The sequence below is a fragment of the Legionella nigrisilvae genome (assembly GCF_977063395.2).
The window spans coordinates 222664-246992 of sequence record NZ_CDRUGZ020000042.1; the positions used below are offsets into that span (position 1 = coordinate 222664).

The window sequence follows — 24329 nt, forward strand, 5'->3', positions numbered from 1 at the left end:
TCAATTCCCCTGCAAATAAATCTACCGGCTGTCTTTCTGGAATGATAGGTTCTTTTTCCTTTAACTGAGACTGAACAAAGGCGGCTAAACGCTGCAAAGTAGGATAATCAAAAATGACAGCCGTGCGTAATGATAAATTAAATGCTTTATTAATATGGGTTACTAAACTGACGCCCGTAATTGAATCAAGCCCCATTTCTGCCAAAGGACGGTCTAATTCAACAGTCTCGTTTTTAGGGAAATGAAGTGCTTCAAGAACGAATTCCGCAATTTTCTGTGTAATCATTCCTTCCTCACAAAATGGAGGAGACGGTGTCCAAGAAACCGATGAGTTGGAATTAGACTGCTTCCTGTGACAACAAAATACCTTTTGCACGGTTACTTGCTCGCGGAAATGTTGTTCTGAAAGATCAAAACCTGCTGCGGTTAATTTTTGCAGCCAAAGATCCTGGCTTAACAAAGGAGAAGCATTTAAGCGCTCGGCGCCGCTCGCTTGCCACCAACCATCAAATAAACCAAAAATAAAATTTAAATACGCTTGTTCTTGCACTGCCTCATTAAGTAAAAATATCCCTTGTGGCTTAAGAATACGTTGCATTTCTTTAAGCGTATACTCTAAATCATTTGCCAAATGAATTACGTTCGAAGCGAGCACCACATCGTAGGAATCATCAGCCACTTGTGCTAAGTGATTCATATCTAAGTGTTCGCAGTGCAAATTAAAATGTACGTGTTGCTGTAATTTTTTACCTTGATTCAGGAAAAAGGAAGAGACATCCGTATAATAATAATCGAGCTGCTCATAGTCATTTAGTACATGCATCAATGTTTTTGTGGTTGCACCTACTCCGGCACCTAGCTCCAAAATTTTTACCCGTTGCGTACTGTTCTTAAGATATTCGGCAATATGTCGTGCGATGGATTGATTACACATTTTTGACTCAGGACTTTGAGCATAAAGAGCGAACAATAATTTAAGTCCCTCTTCTGAAAAAATGATCTCTGCGGCGGCTTTGTTTCCCTCAAGGATTAGTTTGTAGTTCAAATAACAAAGATATGCCAAACGATAATATGCCTCATAAGCCGTATGCTCTTGGCAACAGCGCTCAAGCAAATCATGCAATGATTCGGCAGTGGCAGAAACTTCAGGTAATCCAGTTAAATAGGTAACCAATCGGGTGTATTTGGGGAGTATATTGTCGTGAAAAATCTGCCTTTTTCGCAAATCAGAAGCCAAGCAATAAACGAATTGGTTCACGCCATTTAGTCCTGCTTTAATGGGTAAAACGGTTCGCGTCTGCAGACTGTGCGCCGCACTTTTATTTTGAATTGCAAACTGGGCATAGGGGCTATTTAAACCTAGTTGCATCGCTTCCAATGCTTGTTGTGTGGTCAAAGGAATAAAACCTAAATCGCGCGCTCGTTCGAGATAAAACGAATCAGTGACTGCGCCAACTTCTTGCCAAATACTCCAATTGATAATTTTAACAGGTAATGCGGCTTCCTGTTCCAAGCGCAAACAATAGGCATCCAAGGCATTGCTCGCCGCGGCATAGTTGGCCTGGCCTGCAAGACACGCACTGCTTTGCATGGAGGAAAAAATCACTGCAGCGTTAATTTGTATTTGTTGATGCAACTGATAAATAAAATAAGCACTGAATAATTTGGCATGAATCACGTGGCTAAATTGTTGCCAAGTCATCGAATCAACCGTGCTGTCTTGCAATTGCATAATTAAATTAAATACTGCATGGATTATGGGATATTTCACCTGCAGATACTTAATGAGCAACGCGCATTCTGCTTCATGAGTTACGTCGGTTTGAATAAACTCAACTTGCTCCCCATATGCTTGGATAAATTGTCGTGCCTCTTCATCTAAAGCACTACGCCCTACAAGAATAACCTTAGCTTTGTATGATTCAATCAAAAATTGCGTCAAACGACGACCGATACCACCCATACCTCCAAGGATCAAATACGTCTTATGCGATATTAAAAAATCCTTTTCCTCACCCTCTGGAGCTAACTCCAGAGAAGGAAACCAGTACTGTTTTTTTCGATACTCAATGGTTTGAGAGGGTCCTGGAGCTACCAGATCCAACATCGACTGCTCTAAAGGGGTATCCATAATTAAATGGTGCACGTGCCAATGGGGCATTTCTTTAGCTAAAGATCCTAATAACCCGCTAACCATTGCTACTTGTGGATGATTGGCCTGAGCAGTATAAGAATACCACCCAATAGTAATTTTTTTTGTAAACAAATTGGAGCCTAACGTCGTTTTCAATAAATCAAATAAAGGCTGAACTAGACCGAGAGGATCCTGTTGAAATAAATTAATCTTTAAATTAAAGTCAGGATACTGCGGATAAATAATAAAGTGATCTATATCAGGGCGAACCTCTAAAAATATCTTAAATTCATCCAGATTAAACTCACTCAAGTTATAACTATAAACCTTATTATTTTTTTCGAGTTGTGAGCTAATTGGTTTAAGTAGCCCGGCACAACAATCCTCATGTATGATTACAATATTTTGGTTACATAACGGTTGATGTATCATTTCCGCCGGCAGCTCTTTATTCACATAAACTAAGTGATTTTCTGGAGTTTTAAACCAGAGTTTTTTACGGATAAAAGGATAAGCTGGAGTCCCATGAACAGGCATCATTTCATCCGCGTTTTCTGGAGGACTAAAAGCAACCTCCCCATTCAGATAAGCTTGGGCAATGGATTGATAGTTATCGCTAATATAAGGAAATACTGATGAATCAAGCCAATCCTGCATCTGCTGAATTAATTGTTGCTGATTATGCCATTGGAAAATCACTCGATAGCGATGATGAAGACGTCTTTTTTGTAGGGTAAAACAGAAACTTTGCGGTTCCAAATGAGGCGTTTCTTGCAACCAGGTAATGTAATTTTTTACCAAGTCATACAAGCTTTTTTCATTGGCTGCCGAAAGAGGGATTAACGGTACAAAAGAGTCGATTCGAGGTCGTTGATTTAGAGTACCCTGCTCTAAAACAACATGCACATTAACCCCGCCAAAACCAAAAGAGCTTACCGCCGCACATCGAGGAATCAATGCTCCATGAAGATGCTTTTGTTGCCATGCATGAGATTCTTCACTGATCGACAGGCCCGATTGCTGCAATTTAAGGTATGGATTGATTTCAGATAAATTCGCTTGTCCTGGAATCATTTGATATTGAAACATCAACAAAATTTTTATTAATCCAGCCAACCCTGAAGCAGGTTCTAGATGGCCAATATTGCCTTTGACTGAGCCCACTTCAATCGCTACATTTTTATCAGCCACAAAACTTTTCAAACCTTCCAACTCAATAGGATCACCTAGTGACGTGCCTGTCCCATGGGCTTCAATATAACTAATGCGTTCTATATCAATCGAACTATAGATATGTTCGTACAGTTTTTGTTGCGCTATTGAGCTGGGTGAAGTGAGGGTATTAGCTTTACCCGTATGATTGACCCCGCTTCCAAGAATCCTGGCATAAATCGTATTATTTTGTGACTGTGCTCGCGCTTGGTTCTGGAGAATAACGACAATAATTCCTTCCCCTCTAATGTATCCATCTGCTTGCTTATCAAAGGGTTTGCAGATGTTCGTAGAGGACAGCATTCCTGATTGAGTGAACGCATTAAAGAATTCATCATCTAGTAACAGATTCACTCCACATACAATTGCTTGCTCAATCTCCCCTTGCTTGATGGCTTTTACGGCGCGATCTAGGGCATATAAACTACTGGAACAGGCCGTATCTAATGCTTCACTAGGGCCACTTAAATCAAAAAAATGAGATATTCGATTCGCGAGTAAACTATGTACGGTTGCAACTGGAATGTAGGGATTGTTCACTTGGTTTCGCGTTAATTGTTTAGCATAATCAAAAGTGGACGCCCCCACATAAACCCCTGTTGCGGATCCTTTTAAGTGTAAGGGGTTGATTCCCCCCATTTCTAAGGCATGCCATACCTCCTGCAATAACAGTCGTTGCTGGGGATCCATCACCATGGCCTCCAATGGTGACAGATTAAAAAAAGCCGCATCAAATGCCTCAACACCCTCAATAAATGTCCCCGGATGTTGTTGCATGTAATGCAACCTATTTGCAGGAGTTTGGCTAAAGACATGGTTTTGATTCACTAACAATTGCCAAAAATCGTGTAAACTTCCACATCCTGGTAAGAGCGCACTGAACCCGATAATCACCGGCACATCTTCTCTAGGCACATGATGAGGGGTAAATGATTTTACCTCTTCGGATTGAATCCTCCCCGCCGCAGGAGATATAGCCTGCTCATAATGGCTAATGAATTCGGCAACGGTTTTATAACCAAAAAAAGTAGCCGGGGTGATGGCCAAATCATAGGTATCATTCAAATAATTGGCCAACTCAGTAAATAAAATTGAGTTAAAACCAAGATCGCCAAAAGAGGCTGTCAGCTCAAAATGCTCCTTAAGTTCTAATACTTTTTTAATCGTGTTGACCACGAAGAGTTTAAATTCCATATTCACTTCAGACCTGTATTGTTGCGTCGATTTCAAATCATTTAAGTGCTGTAAAATGATTCCTGGCTCACCTTGATGCGCCATAATTTGCGGCCAAGGTAAAGCGGATAATGTTTCAAAAATGTGACATCCCGTAGCATTGCTAATTGCCTCCATTCCCCATTCTTTTTGCATGCGTGCTAATACTGACTCACTGACCTGCATGCCTCCTTGTTCCCAAAAAGGCAAATTAATGCTGTAAGTAAATCCTGAGCACCTTCCTTGGATACGCCAGGATTCTCGTAAAACGGAAAAACCATCTAAAAATCCATTAGCAGCTGCATAAATAGACTGCCCAACATTAGCGAGTATCGAAGAGTAGGAAGACAACAAAAGAAAAAAATCCAGATGATAGCCCCTGGTCGCTTTATCAAAATTTAAAGTCCCAATTACTTTTGCGGTCAAAGCCGTTTCAATTGCTGCCGCTGACTGATTAATAATAAGACTATCTTGTTGAACACCAGCTGCCTGAATACAACCATTCAAGACACCCCCATGTTCTGAAACAAACTGAGCGATCAAAGCGTGCAGGGTCTCACGGTCACCGAGATCCACTTGCTTGTAGCTGATGTTGTTTTGGCCTAACCAATGCATGTTGTCAATGGATGGATTACGTCGTCCCAGAAGTAGAATATGGGCTTGATATTGATGCACCAGGTATTGAGCAATAATTTGCGGAATCGCACCCAGTCCTCCCGCAATAACGTATACCCCATTTTTTTTAAATAACAAACGGGCTTCTTTTTGCTCTGGAGTAACCGCATGGTAATATTGAGTATGAAAAGCACCCTCCCGGTTCACTTTAACCCAGGTAGGCAATTCCTTCTCGGCTACCTGTGACAAGAGTTGAGCGCTCAATTCCCAAGGCAAAAGGACTACGCTGTAACGGAGTTCAGGAAACTCACGTTGTGCTGTACGTAAATAAGCATGGATTGCCTGGGCGTAAACAGCAGTTTCTCCCGAATCCTCAAAACATAAAATCAGCTGTAATTTTTTTCGTGTTTGCACAGCATGTTGTACATTCTGTAGGAGGCTTATAAATTGAGTTGTATTGTGTAATTGATTTACCCGCATTATAGAACAAGCCGAATCAATGCTGGGTGTTTGGGTGGCAGTCAACCACTCAATCGTTCTTTCTTTTGCCTTTTCACAATCAATGCGCTGCCAAAAGGGCTTAAAATAATGAATTGGTTTTTGACTCACTTTGACTTCGAAGGACATGAGCTCAGAAGCGGATAATGCAGCTAAATTTCTGGATTCGGCAGAAGAATCTATCTGCGGAATAATTTGTTGTTTGTGAATAGGAATCATGCAAAAACCACTAATATGGCTTACCAAACGATACTGCTCATCAAAAATAGAAATATTATAGCGAGGAGAAAATTCACGGAGAGATTTGTCTTCCACAGCTACATAAATTTTAGTAGTCCAGTCGTGAACTAAATTTAACACCTCAATCTTTTGAGGAATGTATACCTGATCTCTTGGCAACTCTGCTTGTAACACTGAAACACATTGCAAAACACCATCAAATAAACGGGGATCCAAGGTAGGCACTTCTTGAGCTTCTGCGAGTATTAATGTGGCAACCGCTTTATTTTGTTGTGGATTTACGCGAAGAGTGTGTACGGATTGAAATGCTTCACCATGATACCAATTATTACGGCGAAATTGTGCATACATTGTCGCCGTTAACAGCTCGTGAGTGCACTCTTTAGCAAATGAAGCATATTCGCTGAGCACTGTAACTTCATTTAAAGAATGATAAGTACTGCTTGAATACAATAGGGTCCCGGTTAATTCACAAAGAAGATGGGTGTCTTCCGGTTTAAAACGAACTATGAGTGAATGGGTATCTGTTTCATGATCCGCATAAATAGGATTAAGCCATTTTATGTCGCGAATGCTGATTCGAAGCGACGCCTTTTCTTTATTCCGTAGATAGGCTTGATAACAAAAATAAATATGCGCCACACCAGGTAATATTGGACGTTGATGTAATCGATGTTGTTCAAAATAATAGGCTTTAGTTTCCAGAATTAAGGGATATTCTTCAATTATTGCCGAATAATTCTTAGGAATACTCCAATGGGCTTGTTTTTTAAACGTATGATGTTGGGTGCACATTTCAGGAATAAGAGGATAATCTTGTAAAATAATGTGGGCATTTGAACCACCCGCACCAAAAGAACTGAGTGCACTAAAACGTGCTCCCCTATTGTGTTCCCACGGAATATTTTGTTCTGGGATAATGAACTGTGTCTTTTCAAAATGACAATGTTCATTCAACGGCCAAGCATTTACTCCAGCGAAGATTTCCTCATGATGATACTGCAATAAGATTCGTACCAAACCCGCCAAACCAGCACATGCTTCACTATGACCCATATTACTTTTAACTGAACCTAGGAAAGCTTTATTTTGATAGACCTCACCTAATGCTTTTATTTCTATAGGGTCACCTAAAATTGTGCCTGTACCATGTGCCTCAATATAATTGATTTGCCAGGAATTAATCCCTGCTTTTTGCAAGGCAGCAAGGATAACCTGTTTTTGGGCTTCAGAATTTGGCACGGTATAACCATGCATTTTGCCACCTGAATTGAGCGCACTGCCTTTGATGACTCCATAAATTTTATTCCCTTCTGCAACCGCCGCATTTAATTTTTTAATGCATAAAGCCACAACCCCTTCAGCATACACAAAACCATCTGCATTTTGCGAAAAGGTGGCGTTAATGCTTTGAGCTGAAAGCATGTGTAAATCAGAGAGCTCTACCATTTGTCGTGGGTGTACAATTAAATTTACTCCACCCACTACCGCCATAGTCGATTCATCAGCTAGCACACTTTGACATGCCAAATGAAGCGCGGATAGCGAAGACGAACATGCTGTATCCACCGCCATACTGGGACCATGCAAATTAAAACTGTACGAAATTCGGTTTGCTGCGGACCAATAAGCGCACGCAGAATTAGCATGTTTTTGAGTCGTCCAATCTTCGTTTAACCAAGAATAATAAGCGCCACTGATCCCCACAAATACAGAGATTTTATTGTCCGAGGCGATAGGGAAAGCCTTCGCATCCTCAAGGGCAAAATAAGCATTTTGCAACAGCAAACGTTCTTGCGGATCGATAAAAGCAGCTTCACGTGGGGAGAGTTTAAAAAAAGCTTCATCGAAGCAATCGATATCCTTTAAAAAACTGCCACTATGGGCATAAGAGGTTCCCTGCTTTCCTTTTTGTGCATAAAAGAAGGACTCATGTTCCCAACGTGATTTAGGAATAGGTGCAAACGCGGTTTTACCCTGTTGCAGCATAGAAATAAAATCATCGGATCCTGTGTGGGGAAGCTGATAACTCAGTCCCACAATGGCAATATCTGTTTCCTGATTATAATGGTTTAGTTCAAAATGAATATCAGGAATTTTGATGCCTTCATGGTCAGTGAATCGTTTTACTAGAGCATCCACCGTATCGACCGCAAACAATTCCGCAATACCAAGATCAGGAAATCTAGTTTTTAATTTTTGGTATAAGTCACTTAAACTTAATGAGTCAAAACCAAGCTCCGACAATCGATCTTCTAATTGAATCGTTTTGCTATCCAAATAAAGTGTTTGCGCCAATTGTTCAATGATCCATTGTGGATTTTTATCCGGATAAACTGGTACGTCTTGTGTTCCCACAAGCTCCGCGGAACCTTTTGCGTCACCCATCATCAACGCAGGCTGTTTTTTAATCTGAGGTTCACGTTTTATTTTGGCATCAATAACAATTTGTTCTGCAGAAGAGAAATTTAAACAAGAGTATTGATACTCAATATCGGTTAAATTCATTTTCTGCAGCACTGATACCCATTGTTCAGCACTCAATAAAGGGGAATTCATTTGCCGTAAATGTTGGTCTTTGGCATTCCACCATCCATCAAATAAACCAAAGATAGCAGTGGTATAATTGGTCTTTTCAACCAATTCATTTAATAATAAATGGCCACTATCAGCCAAGCATTCGCTCAAACTCTTTAGTGAATTTAGAATATCACTCGTTGCATGAATGGCATTTGTCGCGATCACTACATCAAATGCTTGATAAAACTCATGTTGCGCATCCATCTGTTCCATATCAAATACTCGGAACTCCATGGAATGCTCATACTCCGAAAAACAGCGCCTTGCTTTATTGACCAATGCAGAAGAAATATCGGTGAAATAATAGGTAAATGATTGATCGTGTAGCTCTGTTAAAATAGCTCGGGTTGAAGCACCGCTGCCCGCACCTACCTCAAGAATTTTTATGGGTTTTGGGGATAATCGACTGTAATCTCTTAGTTTCCTCGCCACTATCTGATTCGCATAGTCAGCAACCACATGATGTTCGTAAAAACCTTGTACTAATTCCGTATTACCCTGAGGGAAAATAACTTGGTGTGGCAACAAAGCACCAGATAATATCTCAGGATATTGGTCACATACTGCGATAAATAATTTAAGCCGGGAGGAATAATTTCCTTCGTTTAATTCATCTTCATAATTGCTTTTTAACTTTTCAAGTTGGTTTATCTCTTGGGCAATAAAAATAAAATTCTCTTCCATGCGCACGAGCTGCAGTTTTTGCCAGATATTAAATAATTCCCGAACTAATTTTTGAAAATGTTTTTGGAACGCTGGAAAAATCATCTCCAGCTTTCGACCATGGATAGGAACAGATTGGTTGATTCGTAATAAAAGGCTTAATGCCACATACTCTTCCAAGATCTGATTTTTATTGACTGTCACCGGAATTATAGAATTGTGCGGTTTCGTGCGACCAGTAATTAAAGCAAAGGGAGTTTGAGTATCAATTTGCAGTTCAAATGATTCCATCAATTCAGCAAACGATAAAGGAGCCAAATCATTATTTGCCATATACTTGGTGTAATCAGCCGAGGTGGCCAAACCAATCCCTTCAATTACGCCCAACGCAGTGACAAAACAAGGAAGACTATTTTGTTGGGTAATTAAATAGTTCTTTAACGCCGCTTCAAAACTGTATATCGTAGCCCCTAAATTGGGAGAATATGCTTGAATAGAGGTAAAAACATACAGATTTTTCGTGTATTGTGCGAGTTCCTCCGACACTAACCAACTGTTGCGTTGACTCACTTGCTTTAAGGTAGTGGATAATGAATGTTCGCTTTGCTTAACCCACCACTCATCATGACGCGCCACAGCCAAATGAAAAATACCTGAAATTTTTTCTGCTGCAGCAAGCTGTTTTAAATAGTTTAAAAAATCTTTGGTTGCACCCGGATCACAGCAATGATAAATCATCTTATTTTGCTGGAGTTGTATCTGTACTTGGTCATGTAATTGAGCATAGGGTTTGCGACCTACTACATAAATTTGTGCTGCGTATTTTTCTTGAAGATAGCTTCCAAGCTTTAAACCCACTCCCCCAGCACCTCCAACTAAAACATAGGTTCCACGATAAGCAAAACCTTTACGTGCCTCCTTAGAACATTGCAAAGCGACTTGCTGGTACAAATAAAATCTTCCCTTAAAATCAATTACCCTTAGAAGCAGTGGGTTAATTTCTAAATTTACTGCGTTGACAAAATGCGTAATTAACTCGACTTCTTGCGAGGAATAATTTTCATCTAATTTTAAGTAAATAATCCGTTGTTTTTTAAGCTGATTACTGCATTTAACCGAGATTTGCCGAATGATTTCCAATACCCATTGAATTGGATCTTGTTCTGAGTAATCGATCGTGACCCAAAGGTCGTGCGTCAAAATATCATGTACCGAATACTCATTCCAATGCATCGTTTTAAGATGAGCAAACTCATGCTGATTAATACATTTCAAGGTGGTTTGCAAAGTATAAAATTGCTTTACGTTCTCTATAGAATGCTTCGTTGTTTCTTTAAAATAAGACTTGCGCTGGAAAGGAAGAGATCCTAAATAACGCTCAAAATCGATAACAAATCCCCTAAGCCATAATTGCAAAACCAGCTCATCAGTTATGGTCAAAACATCCTTGTCGCTCACTTTATCCAGATCGATACAAATGCGCTGACCTGCTTTAAAATGAACAATACATTGATTAGTACTGCTGTTTTGCACATCCTGAATACACGTTATTGGTTTATAATAAGCAACTAATAAAGTGAAGGCACTTGCATCAGAATGTGTAGTGATTCGCTCAATTAATCTGTTCTTAAAGAGCTCGATATAAATATCATCAAGCTGAACCAGTAATTCGATCTCCTCAGGAAGAAGCAGTTGGTGTTCAAGCAGCGCAATAAGCTCAACAAAAGAAGCAGTGAAACGTCGGAGCAATTCATTTTTAACCGTACTTAATTGCCATTTATTAATAACACGTACCCTTGCCCATAAAAGCATAAGTACCAATTCATATCGGATAAATTTTTTATCTACATGCCTCGGCATTATTTCTTCGTTGGTCCAAAGGCATAAGCGATTTTGAATTTTTTGTAGATCATTTTGTTCAAACAAAACAATTAATTCTGTGGGGAGTACTGTTTGCAAAAATCCTCTAAATGTATATTGATGCTGGTAAAGGGCCATGCTTTCAACAATAAGTTGATTCACTTGGGACGATTCGATCACCAAGCCCTCAACAAGTTTGAACACATAATCATCTAAATCAGTGAGGGCTGGATAGGATGTTCCATTTACTATTAAATGTGTTTGGATTTTTTGATTGGCTTTGATGGCCAAAGAAACCGCGCTGCCCTCTGCTTCAATACACCGTATGTCGGATAAAAAATCATGAATGAGATGAACCCAGTATTCGGGTAACTGCTCTAAACACGCAGACGATAGATAAGATCTTAATTGCAAGGAACTCGTTGGTGCACAATCCCCAGGAAGCACTAAATAGTCATTCTTTATAGGCATCCAGGTAATGTGCTGCTCATAAAGCCATCCTGCTTGACGGAAAGAAACGCAATGCTCCTGGGTATAAATTGAGTTTAATGCCATATGATACGCATCTTCCTGCAACACATAATCTTCAGAGAGAGCCACCAAAGACTCCAAATCTTCTTTGGTTTTTGCACTGAGCAATACCGGTAATTTGAAAGGCTTATTAATATTTATCGGGATACGTTCAGGGACTCTTTGCAAAATAGCATGTGCATTCGTACCACCAAATCCAAAAGAACTTACTGCAATTTGCGAGTGATTATAATCCACCGGTTCTGTATTGATATTTAACGTTTCAGATAATAAAACATTCGCTTTATCTGAAAGTACATGAGGAGGAATTTTCCGATTCTTTAAAATCAACAAACACTTAGCCACACCGAGTAATCCAGCCCCAGCTTCCATGTGCCCTACATTTGCTTTAATGGAGCCAATGTAGCAACCCGGATAATGGTGACTTAAGGCTTCAAGCTCAATAGGATCCCCAAGATTCGTTCCCGTGCCATGGGCCTCAATATATGCAACATCCAGATAGGAACATTGTTTTTGGGCTAAGCGAATCAGTTGGGATTGGGCAGTCACACTAGGGGCAGTCATCGTACTGGTAGTTCCATTGTGATTGCAACTAATTCCCGTAACCGCTCCTAAAACCGAAAGATTTAAGGCCTCAGCCTTAGCTTTTGAGGTAACTAGCAAAGTAATCATTCCCTCTAAAGGCAAATACCCATCGGCTTGCATAGAAAAAGTATGACACCAGCCACTTCGCGAGAGCATACCCGCTTTTTTGAAACTCTGATGCCGCAAAGCACTATCTATATAATTAACGCCAATTACAAAAGCAAAATCATTTTCACCTAGTCTAATGCTGTCACAGGCATCTTTTAAGGCAACCAATGAACTCGCGCAAGCGGCATTAATACTCTTACTTTCTCCAGTAAAGTTAAAACAGTAGGAAACTCGATTGGCAACACTTGCCTCACAATTATTTAAGAAAAAACGACTGTCACTGTCGGAGGTAGTCGTTGCATAAGAATGCAGGTGATCCACCGACATTACTCCGGCATACACACCGGTTGTCGCTTGCTGCAGCTCAGAACGCATCATGCCTGCATTTTCCAGACAGGTGTGCACACCATACAATGCTAATTTTTGTTGTGGATCGAGATGCGCAATATCTTTGGCAGTCAGATTAAACAAACTGGGATCAAAAAAATTCCAATTGGTAAACAAATTGGCATAGGTCGTTTCATCTTCACCACGCCACATTCTTGAAGACGATACAGAACTTCTTGTTTTTTGACCCGCAATTAAAAATTGCCACAAGGCTTCCTCCGTTTCTATCTGGGGGAGCCTTAAACTTAAACCTATGAGTACGGGTGTAGTATCCTCAAGATGTGAATTCTTTTGAGTTATTGGCAACAATTCCTGTTCCATTTAGTTCATCTAACCTTTCTGATGAATGTGCAAAAAAGGAGGGAATATAGTCCGTTTTAAACCCCTGCTGGTACGTTTTTAAATGAATGATGAATTGTTTGTCCTTAAGCAAATTCATAGCTGCTTTTACAAACATTAAAGCGATATAATAGCGTCCTTCATTCGTATTTTTATCAATTTTTAATTGAAATGGATTGAATTGATTAAAGGGTGGTAATGCAAGTAATAGGTCTGAATCAAGCTTCAACTCAGCACTGGTATTTAGTCCAAGTGAACAAATAGCATATCGCAAATAAACATAGGCTTTAGTTATTTGGTAGCAGGCCTCGTCTAGAGGGGTAACACGTCCTTTTGCATAAGCAATACGCAAAAAAGTTTCTTCCAACGCATTTAAACGCAAGAAATTCGCAATAGTTGCCAAGTCAAAAAGTGGACTTCCTATTCGTGCAAACTCCCAATCAATTAATGAAAATTGAGTTCCTTCAGTTTGAAATAATAGATTCCAAGGATTCATATCATAGTGACACAGACTGGTTTTTGGATTTAGATTAAGTAGGTGATCTAAATCATTAAATAGTGATAAAACTAAGGAAAAATCTTCAAACCTCGGATCTTTTTCAACAAGTTCTGTAACAATCTTTTTTAATTGCAAAAATTTAGGGCTTTCCTTACTTATGCTCTTGGGAACTTTCATTGCATGCAAGGCACTAATTACTGAACTTAGTGAGGCCAATCGATCCCATGATTTATCCAACGGCCACTTCGGATCATTGGCAACAAATTCAAAAATAGCTACTTTTTGTGCTGCATTAAAATAAATTATTTTAGGGCCAATACCAGTACGCGAAGCAGCTTGAGCTGCATACAATTCTATCCATCCCTGAGCACTGTCTTCTTCTAATATTTTTATTACGTAGTTTTGATTGTATGCGTGTACTATAAAATTCTGGCAAAAAGGAGACAACCCCCCGTTCAGGGGTTTTAAAGATCCTGCCCTCCAGGGTAGAAATGACTGTAATGTCGACTTGAGACGTGTTGCAATTGCTTTGGAATTACTGAGTTCGTCTACTGCCCCATCAAGAATTAGTCCTTTAGGTTTTATTACCTGTTCATCTAGGAACAATCGCCAGCTACCGCATACCAAACGTAAAGGAAGAAGCTCCTCTTTACGAAGATATTGTAAAATACCTCCCATGATAAAATAAGGAAGTTGGAGCGCTCCAAAATTAAAATCTTTTTCCGGTTTATTTATACTTCCTAATAGTTTGGTATTGAGCTGTCGTTTAAATTGATAATCATTAATGGTTTGCATGGCTTGCTTGATCAGCATCACACTAATATAAAACTTACCTGCATCACTACTTTTATCAATCGCACCATCACTAGGTTGGTATTCGTTAAACGCTGGAATTGAAGCGATATCGACGTGATTAACACGAGTGGGATCACTGATATTTGCTGCAAAACTTATCGCAAATCGCAATAAAGCGATTTGTTGCATGTACCCATAATGCAACTCTTCTTCAGGGAATGGCTTACGTCCTAAATAATGCGTTAAAAGAGAATTTGCAGCGTCAGGCTTTAAGCGTAACGTGGCCACTACAATCGCTAAGTCTAAAAATGGATCAAGTAATCCTGCGCATTCCCAATCAATAAAATAGAAATCCTCGGGGGTCGCTAACAGATTATTAGGATTCATATCGTTATGACAATAATGGGTTTGTTTCACTAAATCTGTTAAATAATCAAGTTGCATCAGCGCATAATGCTGCAAGAAAAAAACAGGCGAAACTTTAATGTAACTGTTTAAAGTAGCCCGACGTTCCGTGATGAGGGTTGATTTTTCAATTTCCGCGCGTCGGGGTAACTTTGGTCCGGAATGAAGTACTGCGAATTTTTTTGCAATAAGCTTTAATTGCTCATCATTCAGCCGGCTGTTAATAGAGGGATTATTCTCTACATAACGCATGATGATTATTCCCGCAGAAAAATCAAAATACTCTACTTCGGGCGCAATTTTTTTCTGAGCGAAAAAAATTGAGGCAAATACCTCACGAGTTCGTCCTTCCTTATGTCTTATATGACGTAATACATACCGTTCAGAACCCACCTGCAACAGATAACTATTGGCCCAAGGAGAAAATCCTTCGGTTAATTGTTTTATGGAAATGGGGGCCTTGGGAATTACGGGTAAAATTGCTTGGATATGTGGTAGTAATTCGGAAACATCCGTTAAATCCTGGGCTTCAATGCATAATTCAGAGCCCTGATGCATTAATACATGTCGCCAACCGTGATTCACTTTACTTAATTTCTTCTTATCGGCTGAGGGTAGATAACTAACTATCTGTTGAATAGCGCTTAAGGGTAAAGATATATTAAAAAATCTCATGAAATTAAATAAACCACTAGGAGCAATTTCGAGAATATTAATTAAATAAGTGGCATAAATCAAACGAAACCAACTAGACTATATTTTTATTTTTCTGGCAATAACTTTGAATTGTTGGGTCAAAATGACTCAACCTATTTTCTAAGCAATATGAGGATACTTTTCCACATATTAAATTATCTCGATAAGTAAGAACTGACAGACCCGTTACCTGAAAAGCTGAGCTCGTTGAGCCAGAGGTTGAAATAGCTTCCCCTATTCTAATTCGTGAAGTACCCGCGCGGAAGAAAAATTTATTGCTACTTCGAACCTGAGGTATCGGCACTTTTTAAGTACCGAGACTACCTCAGATCCCGAAGGAACACAGCCTTGCATCGTACCTTAATGGTTCACGACTTCTTATCAGGTATAGGGACTGGAGGGGCTGGAGTAATATTCATTCCCAATATCGAGACCTTATGGCGTGGAATATGGAGTGGGACCGTATTCTTATCGCGCAATATACTGGAAATACTGTAACGCAAAGTTCCTACTGAACTTCCCGCCACTTTTTCATAACTCATATCATGTAACCAAACACCCAGTCGTTTGACATGATGATCTTTACAAGGATAGCGTAGTTCCCATCCCGTTAAGACGGGGATTGCATAGTCATAAGGAACATTTTCGATTACTAGATTTTGCGTCACAACCTCCCCTCCTAATTCCCCACAATTGCCAAAATCTTCTTTCGGAATAATGGTAAAAGGAGGTTGCTTGGTCTCAACTCCACGTCCGGCAAGCACAGATACTGCAGAACCAAATCTAAAATCTCGTTTCGTACTGTTGTCTTTAAAAATACCAAGGGTTTCCCAGCTTGCAAAGTTGGATGCCTGGCTGTTAGTTATTGAAGGAGGTGGACCACTCCAATTGCGTCCCGCCTGAATAAACGTTTCACTATGATCGAGGTTATACGCTATTTGCAAGAGATGATGATCAGCCTGACTAAATCCCTCTTCCCAACCATAAACAAAACCTCGAGGGAGTACAGCTGCCTTAATACCTCGTGTCAGGAAATTATTATTGAGAAAACCCGCAGCAGTCACCAGCGCGACTTGCTCATGCTCGTTTTCAAAAGAGAACGTCGTGTTATCTCTTACTCCCAAAACCCGAGCATCTATTTGATTTCGATTCCATGCAACCACGGTAAAGCGATAACACCATCTATAGCCATCGTCAAAATTTTTATCTCGTAATAACCCCACCGCTTCCCACGTTAAGCGAGAATTTTCCTGTTGGATGTTTCTAATTATGGCGGCAACACGTCCGATATGATGATCACTGCTTAAGTAGCGGGTATCCCATCCATTCAAAAAAACAGTCGCATCAGTTGCATAATCCGGTAAATCAATGCTTCCTGGTAAAGTAATTGCCTCTTCACTTCCGGAGCGATTGGATTCGCCGCAGGCAGAACCATCAGTAACCTGGATTATTCCTCGATCTTCTAACGCATTGTGATGATATTCTGATTTAATGGGAACAAGGGCTGTTTTAATATCCCCTAATAGATCTGCATTAAGCTCCTCAGCATAAGAAAAAGGCATATAAGTGAACAACCAGATGAGTCCTAGCATATTTAATCGGTGAAACACTGCATACATAATCCGAACTCCATGTGATGTATTAGTTTTTCATTTTAAACTGGATACTTGCGAAATCACTACAATATGCTTAAAAATTCTAAGTCAATTGAAACAAAAAAGATTATAAGCTCTTCTAGATACAAGTCTTAAACTTTTAAATTGCTGGTAAAATGACAGAGTACTAAAACAAGTACGCAATAATAACTTTGCTAGCCACTTTAAAAAGGATAGAATGTGGTTTGTTTAAGTTTTCTGTACATGGATAATGACTTCTATACTTAAATCCGAACATATTGCTCTATCTCGTCATGGATTGAGTCAAAATATTAGTGTATTACTCACCCTTTCGATTATTTTTGTTTCTTTAGCCCTACGAATTTTATGTATGGGTTCACACGATGTATTCGTAGAAGAAGCTTATTATTGGAACTATTCACAACATCTAGATTTTGGTTATCTGGACCATCCCCCCATGGTCGCTTTGCTAATTAAATTTTCTACCCTAATTTTTGGTACCAGTGAATTCAGTATTCGTATTCCGGCATTGCTATGTTGGGGAGGTGTTGCTTATTTCAGCTTCAAATTAACGGAATTAATTCATCGAGGCTCTGGCCTGTATGCTGTGCTCGTACTATCACTCATGCCTTATTATTTTATTCAATCCACGCTCACCACCCCGGATCAACCCGTCCTGCTTTGTTGGGCAGCTGCACTCTATTATTTATATCGTGTGTTTCTTTTCGATGAATCTAAATCCTGGTACAAGGCGGGTGTATGGCTTGGTCTTGGAATGTTATCCAAATATACCATTGTATTGCTGGGGCCTGCGGTACTTCTTTATCTAATCACCGTCCCCTCAACCCGGTATTGGTTTGCTCGCAAAGAGCCCTATCTTTGTGTATTGATTACCGCACTTATTTTTACTCCAGTTATCTATTGGAATTTTATGCACGAATGGGCCTCATTTGCCTTTCAAAGCGTACGTCGGTTTAAGTCAGTTAATCGGTTTTCTTTCCATCATTTCATGGGATTAATTTTCTTATTTTTACTTCCTGCGGGAGTCATGGGCCTTTATTTTTTATTAGATAAAAAATCTGCAGATATAGTAAGCATTGACGTCAAAGCCAAACGGTTTTTGCAAATATTTACCCTGTTTCCTTTAATCTTTTTCGGAGTATATAGTTTTAATCATGGTATTAAGTTAGACTGGATAGGTCCAGGGCTAATAGCGATTGTTCCTTGGCTTGCAATACTTATTTCTAAACATAATACCTCCTATAAATTATGGCATATAGGCTCCGTTTTTTTATTATTTTGCTATGTTTGTGTGATGGTACTGCTCACCTTCAGCCCCTCGCAAAAGGCATCGCAACTCTTCTTTCAAAAAATGATTTCATGGGAAAATCTGACAGAACAATTCCATGATGTAGCAAAAAATTTGAGTTATAAAAGAAATACTCAACCAATCTTAGTTCCATTAGATGTATATAACATAGGAAGTGAGCTTGCATTTTATCAAGCAAAATTATTGAAAAATGGAGCCATTCAAGACATTTATCCAATTGTAGGGCGACATATTTTTAATATGGATAGTTTAATGTATCGATATTGGTCACCAAATTCGGTTTCTGGAAAGACACTCATTTTAATTTCTACAAATCTTAATGATTTTTTTATACCCACGATTACTGATAAGACGGTAGTTTTAGAGCCTCCTAAAAAACTATGGTCTTATAGTCAAGGAAGCCTAAAACCTGTCTCACCGTATTATTATGAACTCGTACAAATGAGATAGTTATTACTTTCTAGGGCTCTTTTGGCTGCGTCACTCATGTAGCGAAGCTCTTGCGATGACCATATAACTACCATTGACTTGCTTTAATCCGCTGGTGGTAATTCATCAAATCGTTGTAAATCCGCGAGCTTATCTTCCCAAGAGACGCGACTTGCATAGAAAATATGGGCTGTTGGCTCTAAGAACACATCATGATCTAAAGAACCTGCCGGTAAAATCACGCCCCCACTCTCATCTTGTCGAGGAAGCGGGCTGCCACAAGTCTTACAAAAAATGCGTTCCTTTCTCGTGTTGTGTAACTTGAAATAGCCAAGATTACTCTCTCCGCTCACCCACGATAATTGAGCCGATTCAAAGAACACATTCGCCCCATGGATACTTCCGGTTTCTTTTCGACAACGACTACAATGACATAAGAACATTACTTTTGGTTTTTGCCCGCTAATAACATATCGGCATTCACCACATAAGCATTTACCTGTATATCGATTCATTTGAACACTCCTGGCATTTTTTAGAATATTTAGGAACTAGGCTGCAGTTGCCCCTTTTCTTAGAGATGTTACACCTATTATGGATTTAATTAAGCAAAACCATTTTAGGATTTTTTGCCCACCAATTCGGACAGTAACTTTACTTAATAATTCATTAATCAAGGTGATGTTATAATGGACAACAAGTACAAACCTTTGCGAGAAATTATTATGTGGTCAAAAGTTATCTCTATTAAGCAAGCACAAAGACAAATAACTTCGGGTTATAAATATGCTTTTAAGTTGAAAAAAACAGCAGCAATTGTCATTGGTACTGGAGTTGGAACAGGAGTGATACTTTACAATTTGGACTCCAAAGATCAACAACGATTCAAAGACGCTGAAAAACTCTATCGCGCGGACCAAGAGCATTTAATGAAACATGCAGAAGCTGAGTTTGACTCACCTCAGAAATTATTAGCTTATGCCGAACAATTACCCGTGGGAAAAATTCCTCATCCAGGAAAAGAGGCATATACACCGAGTCGCTCTCAAGAATTAGTCGTCCAAGGGTTTACCGGAGGTCTTTTGACTTTGTTCCAGCATCCCAAGCAGCACAAAAAATTAGTAGAGGCATGTGGGATCGCTTTACAGAACCATATGGAGTGCATCACAGAAAAAGGCTGCAAATATTTCGCGGATATGAAGCTTATGGAGGCTGCCTTGAGCTTACCTGATGAACAGCTCGAGGAACGAGCCAAAATGCAAGGAAAAACGCTAGAAGAATATACCTCGATGTTGCATGAGAGACACCAACACGCTCAAGAAGGTGTTGATGCCTGCAAAGCATTCTACATTGATATGCAACACCGTATAAGTATACATAAACATCTTGCCAAACGATATCCCGAGGCAAGAGCAGCTCTTGAAAAAATATTAAGTATCGATGTAAAAGAGTTATCTAAACTTACTCATCTATCTCAAAAAGAATGTCAAAAAATACTTGAGGCTGGAGTGGGTTCGGCAATGTATGGCCTTGGTTTAATTTCGGGTCAAACTGTAGCTGGCTTAAGTGGGCAAATTATCAAAGATCAACATTTAGATTCAATTGTAGATATTGCTGAAAAATTGGGCGGTCATTGTATGCTTCTTATCGAGCTCGCTGAATCTTTAAAACGAGAGGGATTGACCCAGGATGAACGTGTCAAAATAATCCACAAAATTAAAACTGAATATAAAAATAATATTAATTCAATGCGAAGCGATGAGTTCGCCTTAATGAAGCATTCATTTTATGACAGCGAATATTCACAAGCTTTAGCTCATACCTTAGCTTTTGCTCAAGGACCTGGAAGCCTTTTTGGTAATATTAATAGGGCACGGATAGTTGGTGGTGCGGTTCCTCTCTTCCCGGAAGATATTCTTTCGTTACATCACCAATCTCCTCACTGTATTCATCAAAATCATGGGGACGGGCTCGCTATCGTCTCAACAAGTGGTGTAAGAGAACTTCCTGGTATGTTGCAGCGGATAAAAATCACTACTTGGCAAGGGGATCAACCCTGGTTAGTTAAGTCTAATGGTAGTTTTGATGGGGTAAAAGCGTTTATTAATGCTAAGGATCGATGTTATACCCCATGCATTACCACTCCACGACCTGGTGCTAACTCAGATGATCAATAGGAGAAGCTTACTAAAACAGCTGGAGCCAAACAAAGAGCAAGAGTACACATTGAATTAAAATGAGTAACTAGCATGAACGAAGCCAAAATCAAGGGATCAAGCATGTCCAAGCCTACGGAAATGATGATTTTAAGACCACGCCAAGAGATATGTGATCTCGTTATAGACTACACTATAAAAATGTATGCTCGTAATCTCCGGTCTAAAATAGAGGCGTTGGCTTCAGCTCCCAATCGTTGGCTCAGCATTGCATATCCAATCAGTAAGGCAGATACCAACTCCCCCGAGGCTCGCGCTCGGATCATGGGGGGGTTGGCAATCGTTTGCTATTTAAATGACTTAAACGCTGAGTTGGATACGCAAGTAGGTTTTGATTTCAAACCCATGCTTAAATCGATTGACGATTACTTTGAAGTAACTCAGTGTGTGCCTTATATCGAAGAATTTCCTAATATACTCAAGCATCAACCTGTATTCTATGAACCTGGAATTAATCGGGAGGTGGCTACGGCCCTGGTATATCCCCAAGAAGAACTGATTCAACGCGTGGCTGCATTGACAGGGCTAACCATGGAAGAAAATGTATTAAAACACATTGCTCAACCGGTCCTTATGGATGGAAAAAAGGACCGAGTTACTATTGCCCAGAAATGCATGCATGATTACCAAAAACCAATCATTTATGAAATGATTGGCGTCCTGATTGCATTAACATTGATGAATTCAGAACAAAAATTTGAATTCCAATCCGCAGAAACCTATGCAAAATGGGCCGATAAACTCATAGATATGGCGACAGGAAGCCCTTATCTTGATGTAGTGATTAATGCATCAAACCGGGTATTTTGGTTACCCGACCCGGCAGAATTTCGATAACCACGGTACAATCGGGCATCTTCACAGCCAAGATGCTTCCCATAATCTATCTAAACTTCATGCTCTCTGACTTTGGTTCTTCTGGCCCATTGTCTAATGCGTCACTCAGTTCACGCTGACATTTTTTAAATGTGTCAATGTGATGCTGGTTAAACATGGTTTGTTTCTGAGGAAATGTCTGATTTTCAAGGAACCAAAAACAACGCGACTTATGATATTCATCAGATGAATTATTTCGCATTTGCATGATTTTTTCTTGTTCAATTTTTGGAACAGCAAGCCTTTCTAAATTTTCTTGCAGCTTTTGACGTTGCTCTGATGCTATTTCTTCTTCAAAAGTATTTTTTGCTGGTCCGAATTTACTAAACATATCCATTTACCTCTTAAAAATCCTAGGGAAAGTTACAAATATTCAAAATTTCAGTGGAAATTATTTTCCAATTTGGATGTTTTTTGTATAATACACTTTATTTTTCCCTTTGGAAAGATTAAACGTTTCAGTTAGCTCCTTATTTCCTCCAGAAAGCCAATGGAGTAACTACTTTGAGTAGTTCTCCATATGCTCATCATCTAAGTATTCCAAATAGGATGACTGAACTATTTTGGATACCGTAAAGGAGGTACTGCTCCAGATTGTGGATCATACCCTTTTTTGAGAAGATGTAGATAAAGGACGAACGTCACTTGCAACTTCCTTGGGTAATTGTTTAAAAAAGTTCATCCGATTTTCAAAAACACCTTTAGGTATTTGAGTATCTTCAAATAAATCGATTTTAAACGTTGGGGTAGGTATCTGAACTACTTGTTGCGGATCACGTTGGGGCGTATCTTGCTTCAAAATAACCGAATCAGCTAATTCAGTTTCGGTTAATGCGATAGCATAAGGCCCTACAAAAAACGAGTCACCATGGATTACATTACTACCAATTTTTATTGTATATCCATAGGGTATTTCAAAAGCAGCAAAAGAAAATGTGCCTCCACCTTGCTCTATTCCGAGAATCAATGCACCACTACACTTCGGGGACAACGGTGTAAATACGTGGGGAAATGGATGGGTTTCTACAAATAACCCACCCCCGCCCTTTCTTTTCATAACATAGTCTTGGATGTAATCTGAGTCCCACTGATATTCGACCAGGTATAGGTTTTCTAATGCTGGCTCTTTAACACTATCCAAAATAAATGATTGGTCTAGAGGAATTAACTCAGCCCCGTATTTAGCTAAAAATTCTCTAGGTACTGAACGAGCATTCATTTTGGGTATATTCACTACTTGCACATCGGAAGGAATTGCTAATACACCCAAGCTACCAAAAACATTCGCATCCGTACCACTAACAGCACGTTCCTGATTTTTATTTTTCCATGTTGCTTTAATGGTTAATTCTTGTGGGGGACTTATTTTAATCGTAGTTCCTGAATCAGGTAGATCATATTCCGTAAGTCCAATTGCTTCCATCATGTTTATTTCTGTGCCTGCTTTAAGAATGGCATAGGCTTCTACGGCTTTCATTAAGGGTTTGCTACCAGGTGTATCGGGATTTCTTCGATCCACCATGGTAGCTTGCAAGCTACGGAAATGCCTGCTTGCTTCCTCAGTGGATAATTTGCTTTTCATACACATTGTACAAGTACAAATATCAGGGTGTGTCAAAGACGTAGTACTGCCAGATTTCGAAGTATTTTTCTCAAAGAGTTCTTTCATATTTTTTTCTCATATGACTAATAAACAAAGAATGAATCGGTGATAAATTTAACAAGATGCGCAAAACTATAACACGATAAAATTAACAAAATATTAAAAGAAACCCAGGATGAGCAATTTAAGACAATATTGTTCTTTTTTATTCACTTGGAAAAGAAAAAAAGGATGAGATCTAGACTTGATGAGCAATATTAATGATAAAAACACAAAATTTGCCAATCTTGAAAAAAACATTTGCATTTAAATCAATATTTAGATTAATCTGAAGGGGACTCATAAGGAAAAGGAGATCATCATGGGTAAAAAAGCTACAAATGCTCGTCTAGCAAATGGAAATAATAAAGCCCAAAAACCCTACTCAAATCAGGAGGCGCCACTTTTTTTTAATTCAAAACCAATGCCCACATCAGCAAAACAAGAGGCACAAAATACACAGGAAATCCAGCAACCTGTTCAAGAAATAAGCCTGCAAACCACCACTGATTTTTTATTGGCGGCTATATTACACGAGTTAAAAACCCAAAACATGATTGAGTTAATGAAATTAAAAACACAACAAGAACAAGAGCAAGAGGAGTTACAGGCAGCGGAAAAAATGCAAGAGCATGATGACGCTCAGTTCGAAGAAATTCGCACGTCGATGTATATTTAATAAACACCAACCCTCCCTATCTCTACCTTCCGCGACATCCGCGGGAGGCACCTACGATATTCCCGAATGCAATGAAGTGCAATTTGTATTTCTAGGGATCCCGCAGAAAAGCCGCGGGACATTGAAATTTTAAAGAGGTATCGTTTAGAGCAATGAACTGAACCCGAAGTGGTTATTTTGCT

General features: G+C 39.4%; 10 protein-coding genes (1 of these 10 running past the window's edge). 4 read left to right on the forward strand and 6 right to left on the reverse strand.

The window, feature by feature from the left end; genetic code table 11:
- The 3 genes from ACWTE2_RS29400 to ACWTE2_RS29410 form a co-directional block, all read right to left on the reverse strand.
- Positions 1-12946: the 5' portion of an SDR family NAD(P)-dependent oxidoreductase gene (locus ACWTE2_RS29400; protein ID WP_454785535.1), read on the reverse strand. The gene continues 11 nt to the left of window position 1, outside the view; 12946 of the gene's 12957 nt are visible here — the first part of the coding sequence; its start codon is at positions 12944-12946; its stop codon lies beyond the left edge, outside the window.
- Complete coding sequence (locus tag ACWTE2_RS29405; protein ID WP_454785536.1) at positions 12900-15338, reverse strand: phosphotransferase; 2439 nt, start codon at positions 15336-15338, stop codon at positions 12900-12902. The genes ACWTE2_RS29400 and ACWTE2_RS29405 overlap by 47 nt, the downstream gene beginning before the upstream one ends.
- A gap of 389 nt (positions 15339-15727) precedes the next feature.
- Positions 15728-16978, reverse strand: a complete 1251-nt coding sequence (locus ACWTE2_RS29410; protein WP_454785537.1) for a hypothetical protein — start codon at positions 16976-16978, stop codon at positions 15728-15730.
- A 247-nt stretch (positions 16979-17225) separates the two neighbouring features.
- On the opposite strand from ACWTE2_RS29410, the gene ACWTE2_RS29415 reads away from it, so the two are divergent.
- On the forward strand, positions 17226-18755 hold the full coding sequence (locus ACWTE2_RS29415; protein WP_454785538.1) for a glycosyltransferase family 39 protein: 1530 nt from the start codon (positions 17226-17228) through the stop codon (positions 18753-18755).
- Positions 18756-18838: 83 nt separating this feature from the next.
- Here ACWTE2_RS29415 and ACWTE2_RS29420 read toward each other — a convergent pair whose 3' ends face one another.
- Positions 18839-19249: a GFA family protein gene (locus ACWTE2_RS29420; RefSeq protein ID WP_454785539.1), complete on the reverse strand. Its 411-nt coding sequence runs from the start codon at positions 19247-19249 to the stop codon at positions 18839-18841.
- A 174-nt stretch (positions 19250-19423) separates the two neighbouring features.
- Here ACWTE2_RS29420 and ACWTE2_RS29425 point away from each other — a divergent pair, with 174 nt between their 5' ends.
- Complete coding sequence (locus ACWTE2_RS29425; RefSeq protein ID WP_454785540.1) at positions 19424-20911, forward strand: hypothetical protein; 1488 nt, start codon at positions 19424-19426, stop codon at positions 20909-20911.
- A 102-nt stretch (positions 20912-21013) separates the two neighbouring features.
- Entirely contained in the window at positions 21014-21787 is a 774-nt protein-coding gene (locus tag ACWTE2_RS29430) for a hypothetical protein (RefSeq protein WP_454785541.1), read from the forward strand.
- A 46-nt stretch (positions 21788-21833) separates the two neighbouring features.
- On the opposite strand, the gene ACWTE2_RS29435 is transcribed toward ACWTE2_RS29430, so the two are convergent.
- Positions 21834-22163, reverse strand: a complete 330-nt coding sequence (locus tag ACWTE2_RS29435; RefSeq protein ID WP_454785542.1) for a hypothetical protein — start codon at positions 22161-22163, stop codon at positions 21834-21836.
- 264 nt (positions 22164-22427) lie between these two features.
- Entirely contained in the window at positions 22428-23495 is a 1068-nt protein-coding gene (locus tag ACWTE2_RS29440) for a hypothetical protein (protein WP_454785543.1), read from the reverse strand.
- A gap of 295 nt (positions 23496-23790) precedes the next feature.
- Between ACWTE2_RS29440 and ACWTE2_RS29445 the strand changes: the two genes are divergently transcribed.
- Positions 23791-24147, forward strand: a complete 357-nt coding sequence (locus tag ACWTE2_RS29445) for a hypothetical protein (RefSeq protein WP_454785544.1) — start codon at positions 23791-23793, stop codon at positions 24145-24147.
- Positions 24148-24329: the final 182 nt, after the last annotated feature.